This window comes from Arthrobacter sp. V1I9, from assembly GCF_030817075.1.
Taxonomy (GTDB): domain Bacteria; phylum Actinomycetota; class Actinomycetes; order Actinomycetales; family Micrococcaceae; genus Arthrobacter.
In genome coordinates this window covers 1556820-1583211 of sequence record NZ_JAUSYU010000001.1, presented here as the reverse complement: position 1 = coordinate 1583211, position 26392 = coordinate 1556820, and the positions used below count along the sequence as shown (strand labels likewise).

General features: G+C 55.1%; 31 protein-coding genes and 1 pseudogene. 6 read left to right on the top strand and 26 right to left on the bottom strand.

The window, feature by feature from the left end:
- Positions 1–21: 21 nt before the first annotated feature.
- Together dprA and QFZ70_RS07555 are read right to left on the bottom strand one after the other, a co-directional pair.
- Positions 22–1218 (bottom strand): DNA-processing protein DprA, encoded by a 1197-nt coding sequence (dprA, locus tag QFZ70_RS07560; protein WP_307094778.1) that lies wholly within the window; start codon positions 1216–1218, stop codon positions 22–24.
- Positions 1215–1829, bottom strand: a pseudogene (locus tag QFZ70_RS07555) (ATP-binding protein); the annotation flags it as partial. The gene dprA and the pseudogene QFZ70_RS07555, both read right to left, overlap by 4 nt.
- Positions 1830–1866: 37 nt before the next feature.
- Here QFZ70_RS07555 and QFZ70_RS07550 point away from each other — a divergent pair.
- Positions 1867–3318, top strand: a complete 1452-nt coding sequence (locus tag QFZ70_RS07550) for a recombinase family protein (RefSeq protein ID WP_307094777.1) — start codon at positions 1867–1869, stop codon at positions 3316–3318.
- On the opposite strand, the gene QFZ70_RS07545 is transcribed toward QFZ70_RS07550, so the two are convergent.
- Positions 3302–3793, bottom strand: coding sequence for a hypothetical protein (locus QFZ70_RS07545; protein WP_307094776.1), 492 nt, complete (start codon positions 3791–3793; stop codon positions 3302–3304). The genes QFZ70_RS07550 and QFZ70_RS07545 overlap by 17 nt on opposite strands.
- A 127-nt stretch (positions 3794–3920) precedes the next feature.
- Between QFZ70_RS07545 and QFZ70_RS07540 the strand changes: the two genes are divergently transcribed.
- Together QFZ70_RS07540 and QFZ70_RS07535 are read left to right on the top strand one after the other, a co-directional pair.
- A complete protein-coding gene (locus tag QFZ70_RS07540; protein ID WP_307094775.1) occupies positions 3921–4163 on the top strand; it encodes a hypothetical protein in 243 nt (80 codons plus the stop codon).
- 267 nt (positions 4164–4430) lie between these two features.
- Positions 4431–6680, top strand: a complete 2250-nt coding sequence (locus tag QFZ70_RS07535; protein WP_307094774.1) for a type IV secretory system conjugative DNA transfer family protein — start codon at positions 4431–4433, stop codon at positions 6678–6680.
- Between the two features lie 46 nt (positions 6681–6726).
- Here QFZ70_RS07535 and QFZ70_RS07530 read toward each other — a convergent pair whose 3' ends face one another.
- The 18 genes from QFZ70_RS07530 to QFZ70_RS07445 all read right to left on the bottom strand — a co-directional run bounded on the left by QFZ70_RS07530 (position 6727) and on the right by QFZ70_RS07445 (position 20608).
- The gene (locus QFZ70_RS07530) at positions 6727–7056 is read right to left on the bottom strand and encodes an Lsr2 family protein (protein WP_307094773.1); all 330 of its coding nucleotides are present in this window, start codon (positions 7054–7056) and stop codon (positions 6727–6729) included.
- 113 nt (positions 7057–7169) lie between these two features.
- Complete coding sequence (locus tag QFZ70_RS07525) at positions 7170–7367, bottom strand: hypothetical protein (protein ID WP_307094772.1); 198 nt, start codon at positions 7365–7367, stop codon at positions 7170–7172.
- A gap of 8 nt (positions 7368–7375) precedes the next feature.
- Positions 7376–8161 carry a M23 family metallopeptidase gene (locus QFZ70_RS07520; protein ID WP_307097826.1) on the bottom strand — a complete coding sequence of 262 codons (786 nt, stop codon included), beginning with the start codon at positions 8159–8161 and terminating at the stop codon, positions 7376–7378.
- Positions 8161–8616 (bottom strand): hypothetical protein, encoded by a 456-nt coding sequence (locus QFZ70_RS07515; protein ID WP_307094771.1) that lies wholly within the window; start codon positions 8614–8616, stop codon positions 8161–8163. The genes QFZ70_RS07520 and QFZ70_RS07515 overlap by 1 nt, the downstream gene beginning before the upstream one ends.
- The gene (locus tag QFZ70_RS07510; RefSeq protein WP_307094770.1) at positions 8616–9662 is read right to left on the bottom strand and encodes a hypothetical protein; all 1047 of its coding nucleotides are present in this window, start codon (positions 9660–9662) and stop codon (positions 8616–8618) included. The genes QFZ70_RS07515 and QFZ70_RS07510 overlap by 1 nt, the downstream gene beginning before the upstream one ends.
- Before the next feature lie 29 nt (positions 9663–9691).
- Positions 9692–10111 carry a hypothetical protein gene (locus tag QFZ70_RS07505; RefSeq protein WP_307094769.1) on the bottom strand — a complete coding sequence of 140 codons (420 nt, stop codon included), beginning with the start codon at positions 10109–10111 and terminating at the stop codon, positions 9692–9694.
- Complete coding sequence (locus QFZ70_RS07500) at positions 10111–10551, bottom strand: hypothetical protein (RefSeq protein WP_307094768.1); 441 nt, start codon at positions 10549–10551, stop codon at positions 10111–10113. The genes QFZ70_RS07505 and QFZ70_RS07500 overlap by 1 nt, the downstream gene beginning before the upstream one ends.
- A 5-nt stretch (positions 10552–10556) precedes the next feature.
- Positions 10557–11084 carry a hypothetical protein gene (locus QFZ70_RS07495; protein ID WP_307094767.1) on the bottom strand — a complete coding sequence of 176 codons (528 nt, stop codon included), beginning with the start codon at positions 11082–11084 and terminating at the stop codon, positions 10557–10559.
- The gene (locus tag QFZ70_RS07490; RefSeq protein ID WP_307094766.1) at positions 11077–12216 is read right to left on the bottom strand and encodes a hypothetical protein; all 1140 of its coding nucleotides are present in this window, start codon (positions 12214–12216) and stop codon (positions 11077–11079) included. Before QFZ70_RS07490 ends, QFZ70_RS07495 begins: the two co-directional genes overlap by 8 nt.
- A 2-nt stretch (positions 12217–12218) precedes the next feature.
- The gene (locus QFZ70_RS07485) at positions 12219–13076 is read right to left on the bottom strand and encodes a phage tail domain-containing protein (protein WP_307094765.1); all 858 of its coding nucleotides are present in this window, start codon (positions 13074–13076) and stop codon (positions 12219–12221) included.
- A complete protein-coding gene (locus QFZ70_RS07480; RefSeq protein WP_307094764.1) occupies positions 13073–15424 on the bottom strand; it encodes a phage tail tape measure protein in 2352 nt (783 codons plus the stop codon). Before QFZ70_RS07480 ends, QFZ70_RS07485 begins: the two co-directional genes overlap by 4 nt.
- A gap of 352 nt (positions 15425–15776) precedes the next feature.
- Positions 15777–16130 carry a hypothetical protein gene (locus QFZ70_RS07475; RefSeq protein WP_307094763.1) on the bottom strand — a complete coding sequence of 118 codons (354 nt, stop codon included), beginning with the start codon at positions 16128–16130 and terminating at the stop codon, positions 15777–15779.
- A gap of 62 nt (positions 16131–16192) precedes the next feature.
- Complete coding sequence (locus QFZ70_RS07470; RefSeq protein ID WP_373461672.1) at positions 16193–17167, bottom strand: phage tail tube protein; 975 nt, start codon at positions 17165–17167, stop codon at positions 16193–16195.
- Positions 17154–17333, bottom strand: coding sequence for a hypothetical protein (locus QFZ70_RS07465; protein WP_307094761.1), 180 nt, complete (start codon positions 17331–17333; stop codon positions 17154–17156). Before QFZ70_RS07465 ends, QFZ70_RS07470 begins: the two co-directional genes overlap by 14 nt.
- 37 nt (positions 17334–17370) lie before the next feature.
- Complete coding sequence (locus QFZ70_RS07460) at positions 17371–17847, bottom strand: hypothetical protein (protein WP_307094760.1); 477 nt, start codon at positions 17845–17847, stop codon at positions 17371–17373.
- A 44-nt stretch (positions 17848–17891) separates the two neighbouring features.
- Entirely contained in the window at positions 17892–18347 is a 456-nt protein-coding gene (locus tag QFZ70_RS07455; RefSeq protein ID WP_307094759.1) for a hypothetical protein, read from the bottom strand.
- A gap of 2 nt (positions 18348–18349) precedes the next feature.
- Positions 18350–19243, bottom strand: coding sequence for a phage protein Gp36 family protein (locus QFZ70_RS07450; RefSeq protein WP_307094758.1), 894 nt, complete (start codon positions 19241–19243; stop codon positions 18350–18352).
- A 9-nt stretch (positions 19244–19252) separates the two neighbouring features.
- Positions 19253–20608, bottom strand: coding sequence for a hypothetical protein (locus QFZ70_RS07445; RefSeq protein WP_307094757.1), 1356 nt, complete (start codon positions 20606–20608; stop codon positions 19253–19255).
- 618 nt (positions 20609–21226) lie between these two features.
- On the opposite strand from QFZ70_RS07445, the gene QFZ70_RS07440 reads away from it, so the two are divergent.
- Genes QFZ70_RS07440 through QFZ70_RS07430 form a run of 3 tightly spaced genes read left to right on the top strand, consistent with a single transcriptional unit; the run spans position 21227 to position 23079 of the window.
- Positions 21227–21898: a hypothetical protein gene (locus tag QFZ70_RS07440; protein WP_307094756.1), complete on the top strand. Its 672-nt coding sequence runs from the start codon at positions 21227–21229 to the stop codon at positions 21896–21898.
- Positions 21899–21940: 42 nt separating this feature from the next.
- On the top strand, positions 21941–22570 hold the full coding sequence (locus QFZ70_RS07435) for a hypothetical protein (RefSeq protein ID WP_307094755.1): 630 nt from the start codon (positions 21941–21943) through the stop codon (positions 22568–22570).
- 56 nt (positions 22571–22626) lie between these two features.
- On the top strand, positions 22627–23079 hold the full coding sequence (locus QFZ70_RS07430) for a hypothetical protein (RefSeq protein WP_307094754.1): 453 nt from the start codon (positions 22627–22629) through the stop codon (positions 23077–23079).
- Between the two features lie 51 nt (positions 23080–23130).
- Here QFZ70_RS07430 and QFZ70_RS07425 read toward each other — a convergent pair whose 3' ends face one another.
- From QFZ70_RS07425 to QFZ70_RS07405, 5 genes are read right to left on the bottom strand one after another with little or no spacing between them, the layout of a single operon-like run.
- The gene (locus QFZ70_RS07425) at positions 23131–23547 is read right to left on the bottom strand and encodes a hypothetical protein (protein ID WP_307094753.1); all 417 of its coding nucleotides are present in this window, start codon (positions 23545–23547) and stop codon (positions 23131–23133) included.
- 2 nt (positions 23548–23549) lie between these two features.
- On the bottom strand, positions 23550–23816 hold the full coding sequence (locus QFZ70_RS07420; RefSeq protein WP_307094752.1) for a hypothetical protein: 267 nt from the start codon (positions 23814–23816) through the stop codon (positions 23550–23552).
- A 4-nt stretch (positions 23817–23820) separates the two neighbouring features.
- Positions 23821–24759 carry a hypothetical protein gene (locus QFZ70_RS07415; protein WP_307094751.1) on the bottom strand — a complete coding sequence of 313 codons (939 nt, stop codon included), beginning with the start codon at positions 24757–24759 and terminating at the stop codon, positions 23821–23823.
- A 17-nt stretch (positions 24760–24776) separates the two neighbouring features.
- Positions 24777–25148, bottom strand: coding sequence for a hypothetical protein (locus QFZ70_RS07410; protein WP_307094750.1), 372 nt, complete (start codon positions 25146–25148; stop codon positions 24777–24779).
- A 1-nt stretch (position 25149) separates the two neighbouring features.
- Positions 25150–26352: a phage protease gene (locus QFZ70_RS07405; protein ID WP_307094749.1), complete on the bottom strand. Its 1203-nt coding sequence runs from the start codon at positions 26350–26352 to the stop codon at positions 25150–25152.
- Positions 26353–26392 lie beyond the last annotated feature (40 nt).

Genomic DNA, 26392 nt, shown 5'->3' with positions numbered 1-26392 from the left:
TTTCCTGCCTGCCATCGGTCATCAGGTTGCCTTGCCGCGTTTCCAGCCGCCTCTTTCGGACACGGCCAGCCCGAGCAGCCCGAGCCGCCCCAGGCCCGCGCGGACGGATTCCTGGCTCAGGCCGGCGACAGAGCACAGTTTCCCGACCGATGTGGTGGAGCGAAGGGGCAGTGCGTCCAGGAGGATCAGGTCTTCCAGCGTCAGCCCGTCCTGGACCTCCGTTCCTGCCTGGCGCTGATGTGGAAGCCCCGTTCCACTGGGCGCTGCAAGCTCCACAATTTCTGCTGCGTCTGTAACGCAGACAGCGCCGCCGTCCCGCAGAAGCCGGTGGCAGCCAGCCGAGTTTGCGCTGTGCACGGAACCGGGGACAGCCCCCACAGCCCGGCCAAGCGTTTCGGCGTGGTGGGCAGTGTTAAGCGCTCCGGACCGCCACCGTGCCTCGACCACGACAGTCACCGCAGACAGGGCCGCGATGAGCCTGTTCCGCTGGAGGAAGCGGTAGCGGGTAGGCGCCGACCCGGGCGGGACCTCCGCGATCACCGCGCCCTGGTTGCAGACGGCGCGGAGGAGGTCCTCATTGCCAGATGGGTAGAAGCGGTCCACTCCCCCGGCCATCACAGCTATGGTTGGCATTTCGCCCGACCCGCCCGCCAGCGCGGCACGGTGGGCATGGGCATCAATGCCATAGGCCCCGCCAGACACGACCGTGAGACCGCGCTGCGCCAGGGAATAGGCAATGTCGCCGGTCACCGAGGCGCCGTAGCTGGTGCTGTCGCGCGACCCGACCAGGGCGATGCATTTGTCCGCGCCGGGAAGGGGTTGTTCCTGCCCCCGCCACCAGAGACAGATCGGTTCCTGTATACCAAGGTCGGACAGCTGCCCTGGCCACAATTCGTCCGAGGGGATAAGCAACCTGCCGCCCAGCCGTGCCATGGTGGCCAGGTCCCGCTCCGGGGCCAGGTCCGGGATGCGGGGCTGCCACCGTTTTAATGCTGCCGCCATCCCGGCCCAACTAGTGGCGGAGCCGCTGTCCGCGAGCAGCGCGGTGATTTCCTGCTCCAGCTCAGGACCGGCCGCAGCCTGTCCGGTGGCTATCCGAAGGGCATCGACTGCGCCGCACACCTGCACGAGGGCCAGGCCTGCTGCGTCCTGGGGCTCCATGAGCCGGGCAAGCGCCGCACGGGAAAGTCTTTCGGTGTCCTCTGCCGTTCCCTTCATGCGGCCACCGCCGCTGCCTGCCGCAAACCCAGGGCCTGGCCAATGTCGTTTACGTCTGGTCTCTCCCGGTGACCCAGGTCCGCCAGGGTCCAGGCCAGACGCAGTACCCGGTCGTAGCCACGGGCAGTAAGGACACCACGCTCCAGTGAATGGTCCAGGATGCGGGTGGCGGCCGGCGGAAGCCGCAGCTCTCCGCGCAGCACACGCCCCGGCACCTGCGAGTTCGTTTCCAGGCCAAAGGGTGCCAACCGCTCAAGCTGCCGCCCGCGGGCATTCCGGACGCGGGCGGCAATTGAAGCGGTATCCTCTTCCGCACCTGCCTGGCCAAACTCGGCGAGTGACACCCTCTCCACCTGAAGCTGGATGTCCACCCGGTCCAGCAACGGCCCGGACATCCTCGCCAGATAGCGCCTGCGCATCACTGGCGTGCAGGTACAGTCCAGCCCTTTGCCGGACGCCTTGCCGCACGGGCAGGGGTTGGCTGCCAGGACAAGCTGGAACCGGGCCGGATAGGCAGCGGTCCCCGCGGAGCGGTGGATCACCAGCTCGCCGCTCTCCAGCGGTTGGCGCAGCGCATCCAGCACGCGGCGCTCATACTCCGGCGCCTCGTCAAAAGTATTGACGGCATACCCCGGAGGGCTCATAATCATGCGCGGAACTGAATATATGCATAGCCAACGAATTGCCATCTACGCCAGAATCAGCCGCGACCGGGTCGGTGCCGGTTTGGGCGTTGCTCGCCAGATTGAAGACTGCCTGAAGCTTGTTCAGCAACTTGGCGGAGAAGTGACGGCAACGTACGAAGACAATGACATTAGCGCCTATAGCGGCAAACACCGGCCGGGATATCAGGCCCTTCTAAAATCGATGCGCAACCGTGAAATAGATGCAGTCGTCGTGTGGCACGGTGATCGTCTCCATCGCTCAATGGGAGAACTAGAAGAGTACGGAGCAGTCTCTGAGAACATACCTACATATACCGTGCGCTCTGGCCCTATCGATTTCACCACTCCAACCGGAAGACTTATCGCACGCCAACTGGGTGCCGTAGCCAGTTACCACGTCGAGCACTCCATTGAGCAGCTGCAAGCCAAGAAGCTCCAGAGCGCCCGGGCTGGACTACCGTCGGGTGGCAATAGAGCATATGGCTGGAACCAGGACGGCATGACGCTCAATGAAGACGAAGCACCTGTGGTCAAGGAGATCGTTCAACGCTTCATAAACGGGGACTCGTGGCGGAGCATCGCAATGGACTTGAATGAGCGAGGTATCCCCACCGCCAAAGGCGATAAGTGGGCGGCGATCAACGTCAGCAATGTCGCCAAGTTGAAGCGGCATTACGGCATCCGTCAGCACAACGGTCAGGAATACAAGGCCGCTTGGACTCCCCTACTGAGCCATGAGATATGGGAAGACCTTCAGCTCGCCATCAAGAGGGGTCAGGCTGTATTCGGCAAACGAAGCTACGCACGAAAGCACCTGCTTACCGGCTTCATCTTCTGCGGTGTCTGTGGAAACAAGATGAGCATCATCAATGCCCAGAAACGAGACGGCAGCTACTCCCCGGCCTTCAACTGTCGGAAGAAAGACCACCGCGGACAGGAGGTTGGCTGCGGCAAGGTGAAGCGTAAGAAGGACCCAGTAGAGGATCTGGTCATCGACTGCATCATGTATCGGCTGGATACGCCCGAACTGAGCGAGCTGCTGGCAGGGGACGAATCAGCGACGCCTGCGTTGAAGCAGCTTATGCGTGACCACGAGCTTCAAACGCAACGCTTGCAGGAAATTCTGGCGCTCTATTCAACCGGCGACATGGACTTCAGCGAGTACAAGACTGCCAAAGCTAGCGCACAAGCACGTTTAGAGACGCTAGGACTCGAGCTAGAGCGACAGACAAGCAAGCGCGCCATCGCCAATATCCCGGCCGGCCAGACAGTGCGAGAAGCATGGGAGAAGTCAGACCTCATGTGGAAACGTCAGCTGGTCGACGCTCTCATCGAGAAGGTGCTCATTTACCCGAAGCAGCCGGGTGACGGGAAGGCCAAATATAAGCAGTGGATTTTCAATCCCGACCGCGTCGAGATCATTTGGAAAGCGTAGCTACCTGCCCCTGTAGCTCTTCAACCAGCTTCTCAAGACGTTCCACCCGTTGTTCGAGCGTCTCCTTCTTATCCAGCAGCTCATCGTGGTTGATGAAAAGTGAACCCGCTAGTATCTGCGCGCCGACTTCTTCGTGCCGGATCAGCGTTCGATAGCTAACGTTTTTTTGCTTACAGAACCGGTTGCGGCGCTCAGTCAAATTCAGACCATCTCCGCCTAGGCCCAGGGCGTTGCGCAATGTCTCCTTGTACTTGCTATCCGGCGGCAGCCTGACGAGACCACGGAAGATCAGCTTTATCAGTTGCTTCTGGTCGTCAACTTGAAAGAGCTCGATCATGCCAGCCGGTACGACGACATCTTCCGCTGACCCAAGAACGCCAGAGCCTTGGAAAAGGAGCCGCAGGGCTTCGGCCCACTCCTTCGTCTTTTGAATGTTCTCGTCACGGATACTGCGCTGCTCTTCTGAAATTTGCACTTCAACTCCTTAGGTGTCGGTAGTTGACACCTATCTTACATGCCAGATACTGTCATGTCACTGACACCCCCAATAAGTGTCACCCTCTCCGGAGGTTATCACTGGAGCTAGTGGAAGCGAGTAAGCCGTGAACATCAGTACAGCAGTAGCTCTCTCTTTATCCGGAGGACTTAGTGACGCGGAGGGCATGGCGATGCTCACCGGGGTCTTCGTTTTCCTTATCGTCATGTTCCTCCTCCTATTCGTGTTGACTTGGGCCATCGTGAGCCGCAACCGCAAGCAAGCGAAGCTCAACAGGGCGGTCTACGACTTCTATAGCCGGCAGTTCAAGGGTGCGAGCAACGACGTGAAGGCGTGGTGGAAGCGATGAACTTTTTCAATAGAGTGTCAGCCGTTACCGGCGATCAGGTGAACCAGGCGTTCAGTGATGCTATGGCTTACGTTGCCGGAGGGATCTGGACAATCATCAGCCCCTATGTGGCAGCAGGGATCATCCTTTGGCTACTGATTGTGGGAGCAAAGGCAATCTCAGGTCGCCGTCGTTAGCTAGTCGAAAAAGTCACGTTGTGTCAAAGTAAAAGTGGCATGACGTGGCTTTTTCTTTACCCAAATTCAATCCACCACTTGGGAGGGTTTGATGGGACTGATTAAGCCACAGTCCGAGTACGACAAAGAGCGCAAGATTTACATTGTGAGGTTTCCTGGTGAGCTACCAGTAGACGCAGTGCAAGCGATGTTCCGAGTCATTCACACCACGCTTCCTCTTGCTACGTTCGCCTTCATCACGGGACGCCCGAGTCTCGTCATTGAAGCGTGGGCACGCAATGGAAGCATTGAGTTCCGCTTGCTCGTTCCCTGGCAGTTTGCCGAACAGGTCACAAGCCAGATACGTCATCAGGTGCCCGGCAGCGTCATTGAAGATGACGTCTCACGGCCGCGCAAGGCCTGGACGCACGTTGAAGAGATCGCCCTGTCGGATAGCACGCGCACCTTGAACGTCAATGCCCCCGAGATCATCTCCAAGGACATACTGACCAACTTGGCGCACGCCCTTGGGGACGGGGAAGCTGCTCTTCTGCAATGGGTTATTGCGCCGGCTGCCCTTCAGCGAAAGCCATCAGCCGAGCACCCGGTTACTTCTACTAGGCATGGCATCTTGTCCGAGATGCTGGGCCAAACAGCAAGCCGCGAAGAAGTTGAGGATCGTCGTAAGAAACTCGACTACGAGTGCTATGAGGTGATTGCTCGTGTTGCAGCTCAAGCCAAGACTGACGCTAGAGCAAGGTTCCTTACTGACGGCATCTTCAAGGGTATGAAAACAGCTAACAGTCACAACGCATGGCTCGTAGCCAAGAAGCCCATAGGTGACCTCGACCTTCATCAGGACGCAGTGAACAACGCTTCGACGCCCTGGCGTTTGCCCTCCCTCCTCAACGTCCCGGAGTTGGCCGCGCTTGCCGGCTTCCCTCTTGGAACACCATCTATTCCAGGTCTCCCCCGTATGCAGGGCAGGCAGTTCTTCGCAACGGAAGAAATTGCACGAATCGGTCGAGTGCTTGGCACGAGCAACCACACCAGCCAGAAGGGCCGCCGAATCGCACAGGGTTACGGTGTCAGGGAGATCCTTCATGCTCATATCGGCGGCAAATCTGGAACTGGTAAATCGGTACTGCTCGCTAACTCTGCAGCTCAGGACATGGCTAAGGGCTACGGCGTAGTCATCATAGATGCGAGCAACAGCAACTCGTCAGAGACGCTGTTCAACCGGACACTCAACTACGTCCCATTTGAGCGGCTTGATGAAGTGGTCATATTGAACCCGAGCAATTCGGTTGATAACCCTGTCGGCTTCAATCCCCTCGATCAGGGCAACGCGCACATGCTTGTTGACCAAGTGTCCGCGCTGTTTCAACAGCTCTACCCCGACAGCAAAGGCGTCTGGACCCGAGAGCTCATTCACCACGGCCTCTACGCGCTGATTGAATACGGCAACGCCACGCTGATAGATCTTCTGCCTCTGATTCGGCCGCGGACGCCCGAAGAGATTACATGGGCTAGGTCAGTTGTGAACTCTGTGAAGGATCGGCAAATCAAGTTCTTTATGGAGGACTGGATGAACCTCAAAGAAGAAGAACGCCGCATGAGGTCGCAGCCTCTATATGACCGCCTCTGGCAACTGAATAGCCGTCCTGAGATTCACAACATACTTGGGCAGTCCCAGTCTGGCTTCAACATCAAGGATGTGCTGCTTGGCAACAAGATCCTCCTGGTGAACCTTGCCGGCCTGCCTGAAGACACAGCAGGCCTGCTCGGCACACTTCTTTTCCAAGCCCTTTGGACTGAAGATCAGAATCTCACCCCGGATAAGCACAACTTCGTCTACCTCGATGAGTTGCAGCAGATGACCAAGATCGACGTTGGTCTGGACGACATCCTGGCTCGCGGTCGAAAGCACAAGTTCACGCTGACCACGTCGACGCAGTTCATGGACGACAGCGACAAGATCGACAAGAACACGCGCTCGGCCATCCTCAACAACACCGGTACCAAGGTGCTGTTTGAAAGCACGGCTAAAGAGGCTCGTATGTGGCTCAACTCCATCGGTTCTTCTCACGTCACCGAGACTGACATCACCGCGCTCAAGAAGTACGACGCCATTGCCTGGATAGCCAACGAGCGAGGAACTGGTGATCCAGTAACCTTCACCGCCTTGGCGCCATTCCCGTCCACGGGCACCGCCGATAGGGCTGTTCATCTATCTGGCATCAAGCACGGTACGCCTATCGCCAAAGTCCACGAGGACATCGACGCTCGGCGTCGAGCTCGCGTTGATGAGACGAAGCGTCACCCTCATATGGGTAGGCGCAAGGTAGACCACGGCGAATAGAAGAAGCCCTGCCTCACGTTCGAGACAGGGCTTCTTCATGGTGAAACTAGTGAGCGTCTTGGTACGCCTTCAGGACATCACCACTGATACGGCCGCGAGGATTCACTTTGAGCCCCTCTTTTGCGGCCCATTCGCGGACGCGTGCCAGTTCTTCTTTGTTGCTCTTAGGAGCGGATGAACGCTCGCTACGCGGAAGGCGATTGGTTACCTTCGCAGCAGCGTCGATGTACTTAGCCAGGAAGTCTTGAAGTTCCTTGGCGTTGTTTTCACTCAAATCGATCTCGTACTGGTCGTCTCCCCAGCCAAACTTGTACGACTTTGCGTTTTCCGAACCGTCGAGGTCATCACGAACTATTGTGATCGTTTCTTTTGCCATGAATAGAAGACTACGCGCTAAAAAGACCTACAGCAACGCGGTAGGTCTTAGGTGGGTCTATAGTCATCTTTTGGCTTGGGAAAGCTCTGAGAGCTTCCTAGCAGGTAAATATGCTATGCCTTGCGGGACTTGATGTCTGCGAAACCTTCAAGGCCCATGTAGGTGAGTATCGGAGTGAGCACTGACCATACCTGCTCTTCAGTGAGTCCCCAGTTCCACATGTAGTTGCCGAACACTACAGTTGCGCCCACGATGGCGAGCAGAAACTTTCTACTAAGTAGTGATTTTGCGAACCGTTTGATTTCTTCCATATGCCTCCTTACTTGATGCCCAGTTCTGAAACCAAAACCGTAGCGGCATCCCTAATTGTTTGTAGTTTCTGTTCAGCCTCAGACGGCGCCGCGGCTGGCTTTACCGTTGTGAGCTGCTTTTTTAAGTCCTCGATCTGTTTGAGTAGACCTGGCTGCGCATTGTAAGCGAGACGCCACTTTTCTTTGAGCGCACGAAATTCAACGCCCTCGTTCCATTTATCCTGAGCACGACGAGCAACTGCGCCCGCTGTGGTCAATCCCATGCTAGCCATGTAATCTACTTCGGCGGCGTCGTTTTTACCTGTGTGGTTAGCCGTATAGTCGCCTCCAGCCACTTCTGAGTTCAGAATACGCATCAGATACTTAAGTTCTTCTGCTTCTCCCCTGCTGATCTTTGCCATATCACCTCCTTTTATGTGCTTTGTTGCATCGACTGCCTTGCCTCCCTTATACATTTCAAAATGGACATGAGGGCCAGTCGCTTGGCCGGTTGAACCAACCTCGCCGATGACTTCCCCTTGATTGACTCGCTTGCCGGCCGTTGCCGCCACGCTGCTCATGTGGCCCATGTAGTAGGAGTAGCCAGAGTCCCCGGTCATCTTGACGTAGTTGCCACCGAAGTAGCCGCCCTTTTTCCATCCACTGTTGACCGCAGTGATCACGCCGCCTTCAGGTGCCTTGATGTCAACACCTTCATCGGCGGCTAGGTCAGTACCCCAGTGCTCGTATTTATAGTCCTTGTTGATCCCATGGAATCCCTGGGTGATAACGAAGGAGTCGAGAGGCCACCGCATCACGCTGCCCCCACAGTCACATGGCCTCCGTGGGGCAGGGTCACTGACGCTGCAGCAGCATCTGCGTTCATGAGTCGCAGGCGCTCTTCTAGTACATTTACCTTTCCAGTGAGTGTGGCCACCTCCAGCTCCTTAGTGTGGAGCTGACGCGCATCTAAGCGCGCTTGATCCTGGGGCTTGTCGATCTTCTCGTTGAAGACCTTCCGCTCATCAGCCCATTGCTTTCGCTCCTCGCGTTGTTCAGCACGGAGCTGCGATACAGCCTCAGAGTGTCGCTTCTCTTGATCAGTGAGCGCACTATTCATCGTTTCGTAGAAGGTCTTCAAATGAGCATCGGCAATTGTGGCCGCTGAGCGCTTATTTTTACGACTATTGATTAGGAGGGCACCAGTCCATCCGATAAGGGCACTCCCTAGAGCAGTGATTATTGCTGGTAGGTGCTCAAGCCAAGCCATCAATCGTGCCCCAGTACGATCAACTCAGCTCCGGCTGCCAAGGTGTTGGACGTGTCGCTGGCGAGTTGAACGCTGGTTACCGTCAGCGCTGAACGGAAATCATAGTCACCAGTTCGCACATCTTGTGCAGACGAGACCTTTACGTTGGCGTGATTCCAGCTCGAACCACCAAAAGACTTCCCTTCAGCAAGAATGTCGAAGTTAACTACGTTGAACTGCGCGGCGACGCCTGAGATGCCCGAGGTGTTGGTCGTGAGGAAAGATGTCCCGCCCGATGCAGTTACCGCAATGGCTCTACCGTAATCCGAAGCCCCACTCCTGTTATTGACGCGGATATAGAAAACAGCAGACCCCGCACCAGCCTTCTCTGCCCTTGCAATGATGTGCAGGTACTTTTTCGGCGACGACAGAGTCACACTCATGCTGGTTCCTGCGGCACCCAATGTCGCACGACCCAGTTCTTCCCACCAGATGCCGGTGTTAGAGATATTTGCGGGCGTAAGGGCGCTCGGCGTCAGTGTGGCCAGAGAGCGCCTGTCAGTGATCTTGTTTGCGGCAATAGTGCTGACGAGAGCGTCCACTCGGACGGACCCGACGATGATGTATGGATTACTAGCACCGATCTTCGTCTGAATCGCTCCGACAGTTGGATCAACCGGACTAGCGTTCGGCGTTCCTTTGACGAACGTTGCCTTCACAACACCAGGACCGTCCAGATTAGCGGTGGTAGGAGCGCCTCCAGGAAGGCTAACGGCCATATCAACGTATACGACGATCAGATCTATTCGAGGGTTACTGGCATCTGCCGTATCGAGTGTGATGTCGAAGTCTGCGACCAAACTGAACTCACGAGCCGAGGCGGTCGCTCCTGATCCGTAAGGGATGAAGCCATTGCCTGGCTGCAATGTGACGGTTAGGCCAGTCTTTGGGACTAGCGTGAGCCCGTCGACGACGTTGCCGGTGAAGAGACGAGAAAGATGACGAGCGTACAACTCAGGTGAGACGAGTGAATTGCTGTAGTTGAGTAGTTTGAAATTGTCGTACATCTATGTGTGTTATTCCCCTATGAACCTCACTATATTAAATTAGCCGTGAATGTGCCAGAGGCTTGTGCGAAGAAATAGAACTTCAGCTTTGCTTCTGGAAAAGTTGAAATGTTGTAAATCCATTGTTGACGCCGGTTCACCACTGTGAGCCGCTGGAGACCGTAGTTATCGATATACGGCGGGGCGGCGCCTAAAGTGACCGAAACATAGAGCCGGTAGCAGAGGGCTCCACCAAATTGCATGTTGTCTGGAATGAATTCGATAAGGACAGCATTCTTCGCGAATGCACCTGGAACGATAAGGTCATATGCATCGGCCGAGTAAACACGAAAGTTGATCACGCTCGCACTACTACGTGTCTGTCGTGACTTGATCTCGCGGGTCAGCTGGTCAACCTCCTTCAAGAGTGCAACTGGCTTCTGCTCCGGTAGCTGATCCATGACCGACATCAGGCCGTCCCTGCCCCATCCGCCAAGAACTGAAGCTGCAGTCTTATCCAGGTGTTTGCCGGTACGTCACTGATGCGGATGCCCCATTTTGAGACCTTGGGTTCAAATACGGCACCGCGCAGGTCAAAGACGTAGTACGAAGGCGTACCAGGTTCGACGTAGTTGGGCTGTCCTACCCAGTTGGTGCCATCTGACGACGTCGAAAGCTCGACGATCATGTCGGCAAGAGGGGTGATGACATCGATGGAAGTTAGCGTCGCAATGAGGACTATCGGATCGGCTGTCGTCTTGAATACGTCGAATGTCTTCTCGACCCTGTAATAGCGCAGGTTGTTTCCCGACAGCACTTGATAGGAGCCCTTTTGCTCGTTGAGGAGCTGCTTCGCCTCTCGTAGCCGTGACTCCACGATGTTCTGGGGAAGGTTGTCGAAGTTAGTCACACCCATTAGATAGTCCTCGCGACAGTGAGAACGCCTAGACAAGTGCCCCGCGCACGAAGCTTGAGGTAGTAGGTGATGTTGCCGACGTAAGTGAAGTAGATCTTCCATTGGAGCTGGTAGGTACTAGTGAACGAAGCAACAACCGGAGCGTCGTAGTCAGTGGCCTGGACGTTGTCACCCGGCCATGCACCATAGACCCACGCCGTATAGAACGCATCGTAATCCACCATGTTCGCTTCAGCCGTGCCGTTGATCCTGAGATCACTCGCAGGAAAGGCGAAGGGAAGCTCCTGAGATCCGTCGCCCGTGAAGGTGACGATCAGTTCGCATTCACCGAAGCCACCAGCCATCGGATCAACATACGGAAGTGTTTCAGTGCGGTCCCAGGTAGTGGCGTTTTCCGAGGCATAGGCCAGGACTCCACTTGCGCCACTGGCTACTTGAGGAGCCTTGAACTCTTGACCGACGCGGCCAGCGGTTCGGATGCGCTTTTGAAAGACGCCGCCTATCAGTTGGCTTGAAGGGTTATCCAAAGTATTCCCCCGTCTTTTCGAAGTAGAGCGTCACCGCCTTTTGGAAGTGGTTTTCGTCAACGTGGGTCTCTTTGCGCTCGACTCGGTAATAGCCGGTCATGTCTTCTAGGAGCTTTCGGCCCGTCATCTTCACGGGAATGATGTCGCCGATTTCTAGGCGCACCGCCGGCATGTCAGCACCAGACAGGGTTACCTGCGGCATACGAAGTAGCTTCTTGACGCGATCTAAGCGGGCCTGAGCGTTTTCATCGAGTGTTGCCTGTACCGAGACCTCATTGAACTGCACAGGCAGCTCACGCAGCCCAAACTCGTTCTGAGCGGGTATATCTGACCTGGTAGTGGTCAGCTGATCCTTACCGAAGCCAGATCCGAGGCCAATGACTTGGTTGTAGAGGTTATTCGCTCCCCTATTGAGCGTCGCGCTGTCGAAAGTAGAGCGTCCGTTTTTGCGATCGAACTCCAGCCGGAAGTCCGTTCGCGGTGATCCGATCTGGGCATAGGTCATAGCTGTCTTGTCGTGAAGGATCTTGAAGTCGAACTTGCCGTCTACCAAGGTGGTGAGGCGCTGCATGTTGAGCTTGGTGCTTGAGGTGTACGTTTCAAACGACTTGTCCCGGAGTTTCCCGGTGACGTAGTAACCACTCGCGGGAATGATGATGCCGTAGTCCCCGTAAGTGGCCAGCTGGGCTTTGCGAATCAGGTCGTAGAAGATTTCGACGCTTTCTATACCCGTGTAGACCTGTGTTGGGCTCGGGTAGCGGTCTTTGAAGAAGTTCAGGTAGCCGGTTGCTTGAACGCTGATGGTGATCGCGTCTGTGGTGATGTTGATCGGCGCATAGTAGAGCTGCGTGCCGAACAGATACTCGCCGTTCTCCTTGATCTTGATCTCTGTCTGGCCCTCGCGGAAGTTGCTGACCGGATCGGCCCCGACCTTATCGATCATGTACGCCTCAAAGGCATCGAGATCCATGCTGAACTGTAGCGACTCTGCTTCGTTGCGCTCTTCTGTCCAGTAGAGATTCCTGACCAGATGCGTGATCTCACAGATGCGGAGGCCGCTCTTTGTCCACAGCTCCACGTCGTAGTGCGTTGACTTTGATGCATTGAATTGGGCTAGTTGCTCGGGAGTCATGACTAGATACCCATGATTCCTGGACGCCAGGACAGTTCTGCTGTTGATACGTCTGAGCCGGAACCGCTGTCGAAGACAATGACGTTGGCACCAGGGATAAGGCCCCACCACTGTGCATCCAACGGGACATACGAGAAGACACTGCCGCCGTTGAGCGTGACCGTGTGGCCTTGAGGGCTCATATCGATTTCGGTGACTGAATCCGCGGCAACCGCGTAGCCGGCCAAACTCCAGACCTGCCCCGTGGCCAGGTTGGTGAGCGTTGGATTAGTTGTCTTGCCCGTAATCGTGATGACCGGGTAGACGGTGATTGAACTGTCGTTTTGGATGGAAGCACTTGTCTGCCCAGCGGTGAAGTAGAAGCTCGAACCAAATTGAGGACTGGTAGTCGTGAACTGCATACCGCCAGAGATCGCCTTGTAGACGGTGGCACTCAGAGCGGTGCCGGCTGTGTCGTCATAGATAGTCGGATCATCTGCCTTCAACTCCAGCTTGAAGATGTGCTTGAAGTTCGATTGAGTCAGCGGCATCTTGAAGTCGCGGACTTGGGCGTTGAACACGTAGACATAGCCGTCGTCGTCTTCGATACGCACCACTATCGGTGTCGGATAGAGCGGAAGCGCGTTCTGGATCTCGCGGCGCTTCTGCTTAGCCTCAGCGATTGTTGCAGCGTAGATATGGCCGTTGAGTGTCAGGAACCTGGCGTCATAGAACTGAGCGCCCGTGTAGCTGCCGTGCTGTCCTGATCGTTGGCCATCACTCGTGCGGATGGCAGGAAGCTCAAGCCCCTCGATTGGCTCGCGTAGATAGGTGCGGTTGCTCTGGTCGTTTAGTAGGTAGTCATTTAGCCAAATCTTCATGATGCGAGCTCCAGGGCGAACCCGATTTCTTCAATAATTCTTCGCGGATTCTCCCCGCTGTAGTTGTTGATGATGACCTGCTCGATGACGGGTCCACCGCCACCAACAGCGGGCTGTTCTCTTGTCCGGTAGGCAGGGATTACTTGAGCGCCACGAGGCAAGATCACCTCTTCCGGACCGTGTTCCCCGACCCTGCTACGTCCCCCTGGTGCATAGGTCGTTCCCGTTGCATGCCCCCGGAGCTTCTTGATGACATCGGGATGGAGAGGACCAGTGCCGGCGCCCGCACCGTAGTCGTAGCTTCCGTACCTGCCCGTCACGTCGAAGCTGAACTTCTTACCATTCAGCCCGTTGACGACGTTGTTGATCCCTATCCAGTCGTTCTTTTGGTTTGCCACGGCTGATGAGGTCTTCTGGAAGTCCGCACGGAAGTCTGCTTCGGCCTTCTTCTTTGCCTCTAAGGCCTTGGCGCGTTCCTGGCGTTTAGCTTCGTTCTCGGCTTCCTTTTTCTCAAGTTCCTCGCTGGCTCGCTTGCTGTTGATCTTGGCCGTCTCAACGTTGAACTCGGCTTCCTTTAGATCGAGAGCAGAAGCGCTTCCACTACTGCGCAGTTGAGCAAGGCGCTCTTCCGCGCGCTCCACTGCAATGCGACTGCCCTCAGCTGCGAGGCGAGAGTCGGTCAGGGCTTGTTCGGCGCCCCGGAGATTGTCTGTCGCCACCTTCAAGTTGTAGTGGGCTCCAACAAGATCCTCTGTTGCCTTCTTGACGGTGCCTGAGCTCCCGACGATGGAGGCATAAGCGACGATAAGCCCGCCGATTGCTGAGGCCACTAGAACGTATGGATTGAGGCGCATGGCAGCATTCAGTGCGGTCGTGGCAACAGTCAGCGCTTTAGTTCCGAGTGCGACAGCTCCCACGGTGACGTTGTAGGCAACGAAAGCTACGGTCACACCAATCAGTACTGGCGCACCTCCACTGAAGGCTTGGAATAGCGAGCTGACAACGCGGATGCCACCTTCAATTGCTCCCATCGCTACACGGACAGCAGCAACGAGCGTGGTGCCGAGGAAGCGCGCGAAGTCACTCTTGAGGAATCCGATTACAGCAGGAACGAGATGATTGCCTATGGCATCGCCCAGGCTCATAACGCCCGGCTCGAGAAAGTCCCAGACTTGTCGGCCGACTCCAACTACTACGTCCTTCACTCGTTTGAAGGTCGGCTCAACATTGCCAGCCATGTATTTGGTAAGCGCCGTAAGCGATGGCAGTAGATCCATCCCGACATCGATGGCCACGGTTTCCAGTGAGCTCTTTAGACCGTCCAGTGCACCCTTGAATCCAGCGTTCTGAGCAGCGGCCATAGCCGTTGCTGCGCCCTGCTTATTGACTGCTTCTGAGAGCTTGTCGTAGCCGGCAACACCTTCTTTGATCATGACCAGGGCGGCACGAGATGAATCGGCACCGAAGATGTTCTCGATGTGCTGGGCCTTTTGCTCGTCAGTGAGGTTCTTGGTCCCCTTGGCGAGCTGATCGATCATGTCGCGTACGCCTACGAAATTGCCCTTGGCGTCATAAAAGTCCGCGTTCAAGTCAGCCATGGAGTTCCTGGCCCGATCAGTCGTCGGAATCAGGTTCATGAACATCGTCTTCAGCGATGTACCGGCGTCCGACCCTTTGATGCCGTTATTCGCCATGGCAGCAAGCAAGGTAGTGAGATCTTCTACAGGAACCTTGACTGAGGCCGCGCTGGCGCTAGACATCTGGAGTCCGTATGCCAAGTCTTGAACGTCGGCGCTTGAGGCATTGGCGGCTGCAGCGAGGAGGTCAGCAACCCTTGTGGCTTCCTTCCCGTTGAGGCTGAAGGCATTTAAGGCATTGGCTGCGATCTCAGCAGCAACGGCGGTGTCGAGTTGGCCAGCCTTTGCGAGTGATAGGACTCCCTTAGACGCTGAGAGTGTGTCGTTGACAGATAGCCCGGCTTTAGAGAGCTCCACCATTGCTGAAGCGGCGTCAGCTGCACTCACGCCAGGAAGCGACATGTCGTTTCCGAGAGCACGAGACGCAGCAGCGACGGCGTCCATCTCTTGGACGGTGGCGCTTGAGACCGAACGGAAGACGTTTAGCGACTGCTCGTAATCGGCAGCACTTGAGACGGCGAACGATCCGACAGCAAGACCAGCAGCTCCAACAGCAACCGCCGTCTTGGCGAGAACCGCGCCCATAGATCCGAGTGCGCTGCTGAATTTGTTGGCTTTGCCGCTACCGTGATCAAGTTCATCAGCCACGCCTCGAATAGGCTTTGAAGCCTTGTCCTCGGCAGTGATAACGATATTGATCTTATTGGCCACGCGGTATTGCTCAGTGACAGTTGTTTATATCTGTCTCTATATCTTCAATTTAACATGCAAAACGACTAGCTGCTATAGCTAGTCGTTCTATCCGCGCTGGGCTATTCATATCCCCAGTCATCATCCGGATTACTGCTTCCAGGTACTTGCTGGGCTTCACGCTCTGCGGTTGCCCGCCACTTGAGTTGCGCTAGGAAAACCGCTTCCCAAGGTTCTCTTTCGAAAGCTTCAACGCTAAGACCGAATCGTTCTCGGTACTCCAAGTCAAGGATTTCCTTCTGGATGTCTTCAGGTAGCGTTTGAAGCGATAGGCCGAGCTTGAAGTGATCCTCAAAGGCTTCCTCGTATCTAGCTAGCTCAGAATCGCTTTTAAACGGTCTGCACCTGTAGCGACAGAGACAACCTCGCGTTGCCAAGCCAGATTGAGGGCTTCGACAACGTCTGGCACATCAGCTCGCTCGACAGATACCTTGCTGGTCGTTCCGTCTTCGTTGGTGCTGATCACCAAGCCACCAGTAATAACTTCAAGACATGACTGCCTCATCAAATCCGCAGCGTCTTGCTCGGTCGAGTCGTCGGTTAGCTTGGCTTGCATTTCCTGGCGTACTGACTCGCTTACTCCTCGCACCATAAGGTAGCAATCATCCCAGCCCTCTGCGAAGCCTTTTAGGCTCAGTTTTCGATTCGCAACAATATTTAGTCCCATAAAATCCTTTCAAATAAATAGTGCCCTCATTTAAACATGGGGCACTATTTAGAGCAATGGATTTAGGCTGCGTAAGAGACAACGTCGTTGGTGACGGTCATCTCGATGTCTTTTCCAGCGTTGTTTTCGTCTGCCTCGAAGTAGAAGCTGATCTCCTGCGTCACGACATCGTCACGCCCGTCAGAGTCAGTTAGTTCCCGGAAGCGGACCTTAGTTCCGAGCCACTCAACCTTCGAGGTGCCGTTGGTCGCTACAACCTTGAGCGCATGGATCTTGTTGGTGAAGTAGCCATCCTCGTAATCGGTCTTGCGGTACTTGATCACCATTGAACCCTTGGCCTCAGCTGGTGCGCTGTCGAACTCTGGGTCATCGTTGACCTCACCAATCGAGTGATCGACCGTCGTGCCCTCTTCCATCTGAATGCTGATGCTCTTTGGCTTGATCTTGCCAGCAGTAAGGCCGGCTTCGTCGTCAGCAAGGAACACCTCAACCTGGCGACTGGTGAACTCTTTCTCGCCGATCTTGAAGGCAGGAGTCACACCGGTAGTGTCTTCATGCTTCCAGCCCTTGAGGACAGTACTAGCTTCGAGCCATGCACCTTTCTCGCTCACCTCAAGTGAGACTGTGAGGTTATCCATGTAGCAGGACTTGTAGAGACGAGTACTGACTGGTCGAACGTCCCAAACAGACAGTGTGCGGCGAGCAACAGTCTTGTCGCGGCTAAACACGTGTTTGAACTGAGCACCGGCTGCTGTCGTAGTGACTTTGCTGAACATTCCTGTACCGAGCCAGCCGATGCCGTCTTCCGTTACCTTGCCACCGAGAGGACCCTCAGAGTGCCAAAGATCAATGGCGCTGTCATTGATCTTGACGTCTGATCCCATTGCGCTCTCGTTCTCGAGGACGCCTGGAATCGGTTTGAGGCCCTTGTCGAGCCAGCGGAATGAATATTGCTTAGTTGCAACTGTTCCTGGCGCGCTCTCAGGACCGATTACGATCGCCTCGCGCCTCTTCTTGTATGAATTAAATGCTGTCATCACCTACCTCTGCTTCTTTCTGCTGCTTTGCTTTTGCGGCAGCTTCCAGCGCGTCATCGGCCTCAACAGTCACCCCCTCTATTGGAAGGAAATACTTTCTTTTGGGACTAACAACGGCTTCAGCTACTTCAATTGTTGACTTCTGTTCTTTCATTTGCTTTGCCATAACTTCAATGTATATCAATCGCGTTACTTGTTAAAGGCTAATCAGTGTCGAGCGAGTACTGAATAGAGAAGGTGACATGTCCTTCAGAAGTGAGGTCAGCATAATCGGCATCTGCGGCCGGACGTGGATTGATTCCGAATTCAATCCTGAGACTAGGGGCGACGCCATCAACGCCCTCATCTTGGCGGGCACCATCGACACCGTACTTCCGGATTGCGCCTACGACCGTTCGGTCATCGTACTGTCTCGTTTTCACGTCGCGCATCATCACTAAATCTCGGATCTTCTTATCTGTGAGATTAAGGGGATCGACCTTGTCGCCAGAGAAGTCATCGCGCTTGTTCAGAACTACTTTTACGGTGATCTCGTCCGTGACATCGTCCTCGTTCATTGCCGACTCGGTTACTTCAGAGGTTGTTTGCGTGACGATGAGACAGGGAAGGTTGAACGTAGGAATCGCTTCCGGATCACCGTCGTAGTAGATCTTGAACTTCTCACCAAAGGTGTCCTTCATGAGCTGCAGGATGCGGCTAGTAGTGCTCTCGGCCGACGCGGACATTAGAGCAGCCCCTTCTGATCCATCTGGGTAGTCAGATCAGAGACGATGTACTTCACGATTCGGGCTTCGCGGGCCTGGTCAACGCGCATCATCACGCGCTGCGGAACCCCGCGGCCATCCTGGTGGTAGTCGAAGTACTTGGCTTCATTCCAGAGCGACGTCGTGAGCTGCGTTGACTTGTGCTTGAAGCTCCTATTCATGAGGCCTGTGCGTATAAGCGGCGGACGTCCCGGCCAGCGGCGAGCTTTCCAGGCTGCATAGTTGTCGTTCAGTCTTAGCCACCTCCTACCGATGACACCACCGCGAGAAGCAAAGACTTCACCAGCGAAGAAGCGGGTGAGGTAGAGGCCGGTTGCTTCCATCGAGCGTGATAAGTCCATCTGCGAGCCCGTGAAAGAGCGGAACTTTTCAACCAGCTCCTTGTCGCCATGGATTCGGACACGGATCTCACTCATGGCTAAAAGGTCTGCCCTACGTAAAAGGATCGAGGCGCATCAGCATCTGGGTACCCCGTAACTGAGTTGGATGTCGAGAGCGATTGCCCGTTTTCGTCCGTAACCACCGCCGTTTTGTCACCGTATGCAGTGATTTTGGCCCTGGCGTCCTTGAGGCGAGTGCCATAGGCGCCGCTGCCATACGCATCCGCCAGCAGGAGTGCGGCCGCGAGCTCTAGTGTCAGGCTCTTGACGAGGGCCGGCACTGGATTGAACGGAACGGTATAGGCACCAGCTAATGCACTATTGATCTCGGTTTCGGCTGCCCGACGCCAATGGTCGATCGTCACGTCCTTTAAGTTGAAAGCATTCTCAAAGCCAGCCAGGTTACGAATCTCTGATACAGACACATAGTGGCCGAAGTCGTCACCGCGTACCGGTTCAGAGTCGGCCAGGTCAGTCTCATCGAGCGTTGTGGCGTTGTAGTACGTGAAGCGGTACCAAAAGTCGCTGTTGCCAGCTGAATCTGTGAAATAGGTGGACTGGTGATCAGCATTGATCGAGCGGGTGGCCAAGACCGTGAAGGCATCATCGGCGGGAACAGAACCGTTGCTGTTTGCAGCACGGTAGACATGGATCAAGTCTCCAAGTACAGCTGTGACGGGCTCATAGCGCGTGTGTGGCAGCTTGAGTGCTTGGGTTAGACCGATTGTCGTTGCATCAACGACGGAATCAATGACGGCCTTCTCAACGCCCTCACGCGATAATAGTCCGACGTAGATGGTTTGCCCAGGCGCATAACCCTCAGAGCTTTTGACTTCTAGGACTAGCGTTTCCGGCGCATAGTCAGCACTAAGCTCGGTTCGCTCTCTTAGATTTATTTCTCCGAATGATTCTATTTGAAGTGTTGTAGACATTGATTTTAGTTACCGCTTATTTGTTCTTAGTATCGTTGGATTAGCTTGATTGGTCAATAGCACCTCTTTATCAATAGCCACTAAAATGCCTGCTTGTGATTGATTGATAAGTAATGACCGTCTCGAATGACTCGTCATGGTTGTCGGCACTCCGAAGACAGAGGCATAGGCCAGCAACAGGATGTCAGTCGTCATTGCCTGCGAGGGCGACGCAACAGAGAGTTGATGCGCTTGGGCAATAGCGATAGCCGTCGTTGACTGCTGATGTATCGCGCTTTCGACGGTCAGCGAGCTGCTTCCGGAGAGCTCCACTGCGCTGGCTATCTGTCCGTGTTGGGCACTGGCAATAGTGAGGGCGGTATCGGCAACGGTCGTGACTGAACCGAGGACCATGCCCTGCATGCAGTTGGCGACAGTGAGGATGTGCTCCTGTTCCAGCATCTGCGAGGCAGCTTCATGAGAGAAATAGCTGTCAGCAACGCCAAGCTGTTGCGCCTGGCCTAGGTTGGCGGCATCAGCAATCTGGACATGAGCAGCTGAGGCAACTACCAAGCTTGAGGCGCTAGCCAGAGTGAGAACCGAAACCTGATGAGCGTGATTGCTACTCGCGACCTCCACGCTGTGCCGCTGAGTCAGCGTCGCCGTCAGTGCGCTGTGAAGGTGGGATGAGTTCTGTGGAGCCAGCGTGAACGCCTGAGTTAGATCGGCTGCAGCGCTCGAATGAAACTGCAAGGCGCTGGCCACGGTGAGGAGAGCGGCCTCCGTGAGAGTTGGACTGAAGGCATCTTGTGCGTGAGTGGAGCTATTGACCGCCAGGCTACTACTCTGCACCAGCGCAAGCGCGCCGGCTGACTGTGAGTGATTAGCATCAGAAGCGACGAGCGTCGTGCCACCCGCAGCAGGTGTATAGGTCACGTAGGCATCTATGGGACCAGCCAGAGCCGCCATTGCTCCTGCGGGGTTAGCCGGGCCATCAGAGTAGCTATCCGTATTAGATAGGGCTAGGCCCGCCGTGTTATCGCGATACGGGTGGGCGGCGATTGTGCCATCACCATTGTGAATCCATCCGATCCAGTACGTGCCCGCCGCTAATGGCTCGCCAGCAAAGTTTGCTGTGTAGGACTGCACGGTTGTCCCGGTGACTGTTCCTTCCACGCTGGTGGTCAGCAAGGCGCTAGGAGCACCGGCGACATCCGAATAGATGACGCCCTTCCAGTTCTTCGAACCCGCCGTTCCAGTGCGCCCACGAATCGTCATGGAGGTCAGAAGGGCTGCTTCAGAGAGAATGGCCTGCGACAGGATTTTACGATTGGCGTTATGAAGAGTATTTGATGCGCCGTTGGTCGTCTTACCGAACGTAGCCATCTAAGAATCCCCAGGCCAGGACGAAGAAGCCCACGTAAAGACCCAATCCGACGGCAACTTCAATATTGCGAAACGCCTTGGCTCTCATGGGCTTAGGTTGGATCACCAATCTCAACAGCCCAAGCTGGCACAGTTACGGTATTGCCACTGGTGAGTGCTTGGGATGTGCATGTAGTTACGTAGAGGAGGTTTGTTCCGTCGCACACAGCGATGTGCGTTGCTGTTCCTGAGCTATCTACGGGCACGTCAGCTTGCTGTCCGACAGTGACCTTTCGTCCACTGGTAGTACCGTTCGCCTTTGTGAAGTCGCCGCCGTCGATAACCACGTCAGCTAGCTTGTAGGTAGTGGTTGCTTCAGTCCGCGTCGTTGGCTGCGCACTACAAACGGTGAGAATAGTCCCCGTTGCAATAACGTCTAAAGCTGCGTCCATAATAGAGTCGTTCGCAAACTTAGGCATTGCCATCTCCAGAACCTATCGTGCTGTCCTGCACGTCTAGGGTTACATTATCGGTATTAGTCATAAAGTTTCTCCGCTTATTGGTAATCTATATTTTTCATTTAAACACCAACGCGCTCCATTTAAAAGGGAGGGCTGGAGGGCTGGTAGTGTGCACCGAGTGTGGGAGTTACTAACAGCTAAAGAGGGACCGTGGTGGGGTGAAGCCGCCATTGCCGGAGGCTTCCTCATCATCGGTGCCCTGATCAGCCTTATCACCGCGGCGATCGTCGAGGCCGTGAAGTCGCGGCGTGAACTGTCCCGTCGTTTTGATGCCGAGATCCGCGAAGCCGGTGCAGTCTTTCTTACTAACGCGGACGCCTACTGGGAAGCGGAGAAGGAGTACGCAAAGGTACTGGCCAGAAAGCCCGATTCCGTCGAGGCTGGCCGCCAAAATCTTGAGAAACTGTCAGAGTCTGGAGCCGTGCTTAATACTGCGCGCAACGCAGCATCCAAATCCCTTCAGCCACTCTCGTTTGTGGCCCCGGACCCCCTGATCCGTGCCGCCAGGAGGCACTACTTATGCATCCTCGCCACTAACATCGTCGAGGACTCCGAAGGTCACTCGAAAGAGTATTGGGCAACTCGACAACAGGTTGTGGACCAAGTCCGTCTGACCTTGAAGCTGCCCGCATCCAAGATAGGAAAGAAGCCTTGGCGTAAGAGGCTAGTGATCTGGTTGAAGTCTCATGGCCCAACACGCAAAGCACTCAAAGACATCACGAACGACACTGGCCTTTTGGTTGTTGGTAGCCTCTGCCTACTTCTCGCCGGCTACCTTCTGGGCCGTTGATCCAGCAGTGGGCTACACGGCCGAGCGTGAGAAGATCACTTCGTGCTCGCGACCCCGCCCCCTGTCATCATCAACATGCCCGATACTGGTGCGCCCTGGTGGGGCGTCCCACTCATGGCAGGCGTCTTCCTGCTCATCGGTGCCGTTATAGCGTTCCTCTCGACACGTGCCAGCGATAACCGAAAGGCAAAGCGGGACAAAGAAGAGCGCATCATGATCGACATGCGCACGGTGGGTCTGGAGTACCTTGAAGCCGCTACCCATCTGGCAGAGGTTGTGAAGGGCCAACAGACGGAGCACCGAGCCCTGGAGCCAAATGATTACCTGCAGGCGATCCATGACGCTCTGATTGACCTCCGAGAAAAGTGGCGAAAGTTTGAGTTGTTTGCTCGGGAAGACGCAATGAAGACTGGGCAAGGTCTCTTCAACTCTTGCCTGGTCTTGATGATTCCATTCGGGGAAGAGGAAGACATCGCCGCCAGCATCCGAGACTTCGAAAATGAGAAGCTGGCGTTTATTAATACACTGAGGGCAGCAAGCGGTGTGGGCATCATCAAGGTTCCAGAGATCGATCCTGCTACTGAGGAGGAGCTCCGAGAAGCCAAAGATTCTCTCCTGGATTTAATCGGTGATCGACTAGGCCGAACCTACGGTGATTCCGAACGGCCTTGATCAAACCATCGTGACGCGCTTGGCTATACTCACGGGATGGGGCACGGGAGGCCGAAATGTCAGTTGAACTAGGATTATTCGCCAAGCTGGGCAGTGGCATCATGAAGATCGTCAGCATCTTCCAATCCGAGAACCGTGCCGACCAGCGGTTGGATCGCGAAGACATACGAGAGCAGTGCTTGATAATTCAAGACAACGCCACCAAGTTCACTTCCCTTCGCTTCCACCACCACTTTGATGAGCTGGGCAACGACCTGGAGATGGGACGACTGTCAGGTCACGCGGACAACATCGAAAATGCACGGAAAGCGTTGCGTGGTAAAGCTAATCCAGACGTCGCAGACAAGGCATACAAGCTCTATGAAAGTTGCCTAAACGTACTTGTGGAACATGGGAAGCCAAACAGTGTGAGTCCTGGTGAGCTTCCATTCGAAGTCTTGCGGGGCATCCACGACTTGGAGGTAGCTTGGCACAAACAACTCAGAATCAAGATGGCGAAGCGTAGATAGCAAAAGAGCGCCCTCTCGGACGCTCTCGTTGTCTGTGTGACGTTCTAGCTTCTATTTGGTAGTAGCAGTCGTCTTTGTCTCAGAAGCCTTCTTAGCGGCCTCCTGTGCATCCTTCACGATTTTCGCTGCTTGAGCCTCTGCATCGGCGACGAGCTTTTCAGCTTTAGCCGTTGCTTCGGTTAGAGCAGTGTCAGTCAGTTCCTTAGCCTGAGCTTCAGCTGCCTTCACGATCTTGCCTGCCTCCGCAGTCGCTTCGTCCGTGATCGCCTTAGCCTGAGCTTCAGCTGCCTCGGTCTCTGCTTTGGCAGCTTTTTCTGCTGCTGCTTTGACTGCTGGATCTTCGAGTACTCCAATGCGGATCAATCGCTTGATAGTCGCCTTTGGAGCTTCGAGAGTATCCCCTGCCTTGTAAACGACGCCGTCCAGCTTGATCTCGCTCTTAGCTGTACCTTTTACTGTGTCTGCCATGGCTATACCTCCAGCACGGTTACGTTGAAAGTGTTGTTCGCAGTTGCAGCGGCAGCGAGGGTAACTGTGAGGGTTGTACCGCTCAATGCCACGTTGTCGACGAACTGATCCTGGTTACCTGCTGGCAGGATGCCCAGGATCTTGGCGCCGGCCTTCACTGTTGCCGTGCCGCTGTTTGCAGCGGCGTTTACAGTGACGGCGACGGTCCTGAGGTTGGTCGGAGCAATTGCTCCCTTCATGCGCTTGATGAGGCTGGTTCCACTAGCCATACGACTAAGCTCCCGTCGCGAACGCGTCCTTCAAGAGGTACCAAGCGTCGGCCATGATCATCTCGTAGTTGTAGTAGTCAGTGACCACGATTTCTGTGTGAGATGGGTTGTTGAACGATTCCTTCGTGACTTCGCGTGAGTCTTTAAGCTGGAACTTGTAACCGCCGTTGACGCTCTTGCGGCTTGGCTTGTCGGTTACAAAGCCGAACAGCACGTCGTCGCCCCAGATGTTCTGGATGTCGTCGTCGAGACCTTCTTCGCCGAAGTTAGCGCGAGCCTGACCGATGTAAATGTTCTTGATGCCGAACGGACCAAACAGTTGCTTGAGCTGTTCAAGGCTCACAGCACCGCCCTGGGCCCATTTGAGGCGATCCAAGATGTCTGGGTGGCTGATCAGTGAGAGGTAACCCTCGCGGCTCAAAGCCATGGTGTTGTACTTGATGAATTTGCTTGATGTCACTGCCGTACGGATGTCCTCAAATGGATTTGAGTTCTCGTAGTCAGACCAACGGCTTGTACCGGTAAGGGTGCGGTTGTTGGTGACGACGGCTGTGTCGGTTAGCTTGTCAGCAAGGGCTTTCTCGTCGATGAGGGCCATAACAGACAAGATGTTTTCAGTCTCGTCGGACTCAGGATTGAACGGATCGTCAGTGAGTTTGTAGTCCTCTTTGGTGACGTAACCCGATAGAGCGTGCTCTTCAAGCGGCTGAGCGTTCTTGTATGAACGAGTCTGCGAGATGCTTTTAGCCTTAGATAGGCCTGTACGCACAGAGTTAGCTGGAAGGTTGAGATTTTCCTTACCGAACTCTGGAATGAGGAACGTTGGTTTGGTGACTGGCACCACTGGGAATAGCTTCTCAGCGATGAAGTCTTCTTGATCGTTGAACCACGCGTTAGCGACATTGGTAAGCGCTTGATCCACGTAGGTTGATTGATTGGCCATATTCAGTTATGCCTTCCTTAGAACTTTTCGTTTAGTTTGATGTATTCGGCGATCGCGCCGGCTGAGCCTGCACGAACCAAGCGACCGATCACGCGGTGACCCGCGGTTGAAGTCACTACTGCCTCACCGCTGCCGTTGGTAGTGATGTAAGCGTCTTTGGCAGTGTTAGCTGCGATCTTCACCTTGAATGAGCCCGCGCCGTTGAGCAGAACAACATCTGCTGTGCGGCCGGCTACTGGAGCGTTGTCCAGGACACCGAGAATCGCGTCAGTAGCTGCTGTTGCAAGAACGACTTTGCCGTCTGCGTTTAGTTTGACGATGTGATACTGCTTGCCTGTCAGGTCTGCACCTGCGGTAGCGCTGTAGCGTTCACCTGGTTGGAATGCCATATTATTGCTCCTCCTTGAGCTGATCTTTTAGTGTTTCGTCGGCGTCGAGCACCTCCTTACGGGCGTCGGCATATGACTTTGATTTGCCCGCTGCGCGAGCATCAGCCAGTACTTTCTGGACTCGCTCATGCACAACCTGGGCAGCATCTGCCACGACATTTGCGCCGCCATCCCCGATTTCACCGCCAGTGACGAGCTTGTTCTCTGGAAGAGATTCGAGGAATGTCTCCAGGGTCTTGCGCTCGTCGCCGCGTGAGGCGAGAAGGATCTTGACTAGGTCAGCCTTCTGTCCGCTCTTGATCTGGCCGGCTGAGATACGAGCAGACGCAAAACCTTCGGCTTTCGTCTTCTCCAACTCCTGCTGTGCCTGGCGGCCAGCTGCTGCATCGGCACGTAATTGTTCGAGCTCTTCAGCTGTAATGCCTTTGAGCGCGCTTGCCTCTACCTTTGTTGGCTCCGGAACTTCGGGAGTTTCTGGCTCCTCCGGTGTTTCTGGCTCTTCGGGAGTTTCTGGTACTTCAGGCTCTTCCTCTGCCAGACCGAACGTCGTTAGCTCTTCAGCTGTGAGTTCGGCTTTGTGCTCTTCTAGGAATGACTTCTCATCATCCGTAAGATCAGCAACTTGCTTGGCGCGAATTTCTTCTAACGTCATGTGTTCTCCTTTACTTTTATCACTGTCGCCAGTGGCACTCGCCTTCACTTTCTTGTTGGGCAAACGCGATGCCGTGATTGGCTTCAGTTTCTTGAAAAGAGGAATGTTGGTGAGTGCAGCACCCGTGAGCACGTTGCTGACAAAGTTGTACTCTTGCTCAGGGTCTTCCCATGGGTAAGAGCGAGGGTTGAACTCAGGAGAGATGTATTTCCACTCACCGTCTTTGATTGCTTGTTCAGCAGCTGGAGTCCATTCAGGATCAGCGAGGAGCGCCGTGCCGTCTTCACTGGCGTAGAGCTTTGGCATCCATCCGGCTGCTTTGTCCCAGGAGTCATGACCGTAGTTCAGAGGGATCTTCGGATCTGCTTCTACTAGCCCAACGCCTTGGTCGGCGTTGAGGATGAACTGCTGGATGTCATCAGGAGTGATTTCGAACTCGCCGTGCCATGGAGTGTTCCAAGTACCCGTGCGAAGTAGCTCGATAGTCTTAGGCGCATTTCCTTGTGAATCAGCGCTAATTTTAACTAGGTTGTGAAATGCTTTTATTGCCATATGTCCTTAATGTCTTAAATGCCGCCTTATAAGTCAATAG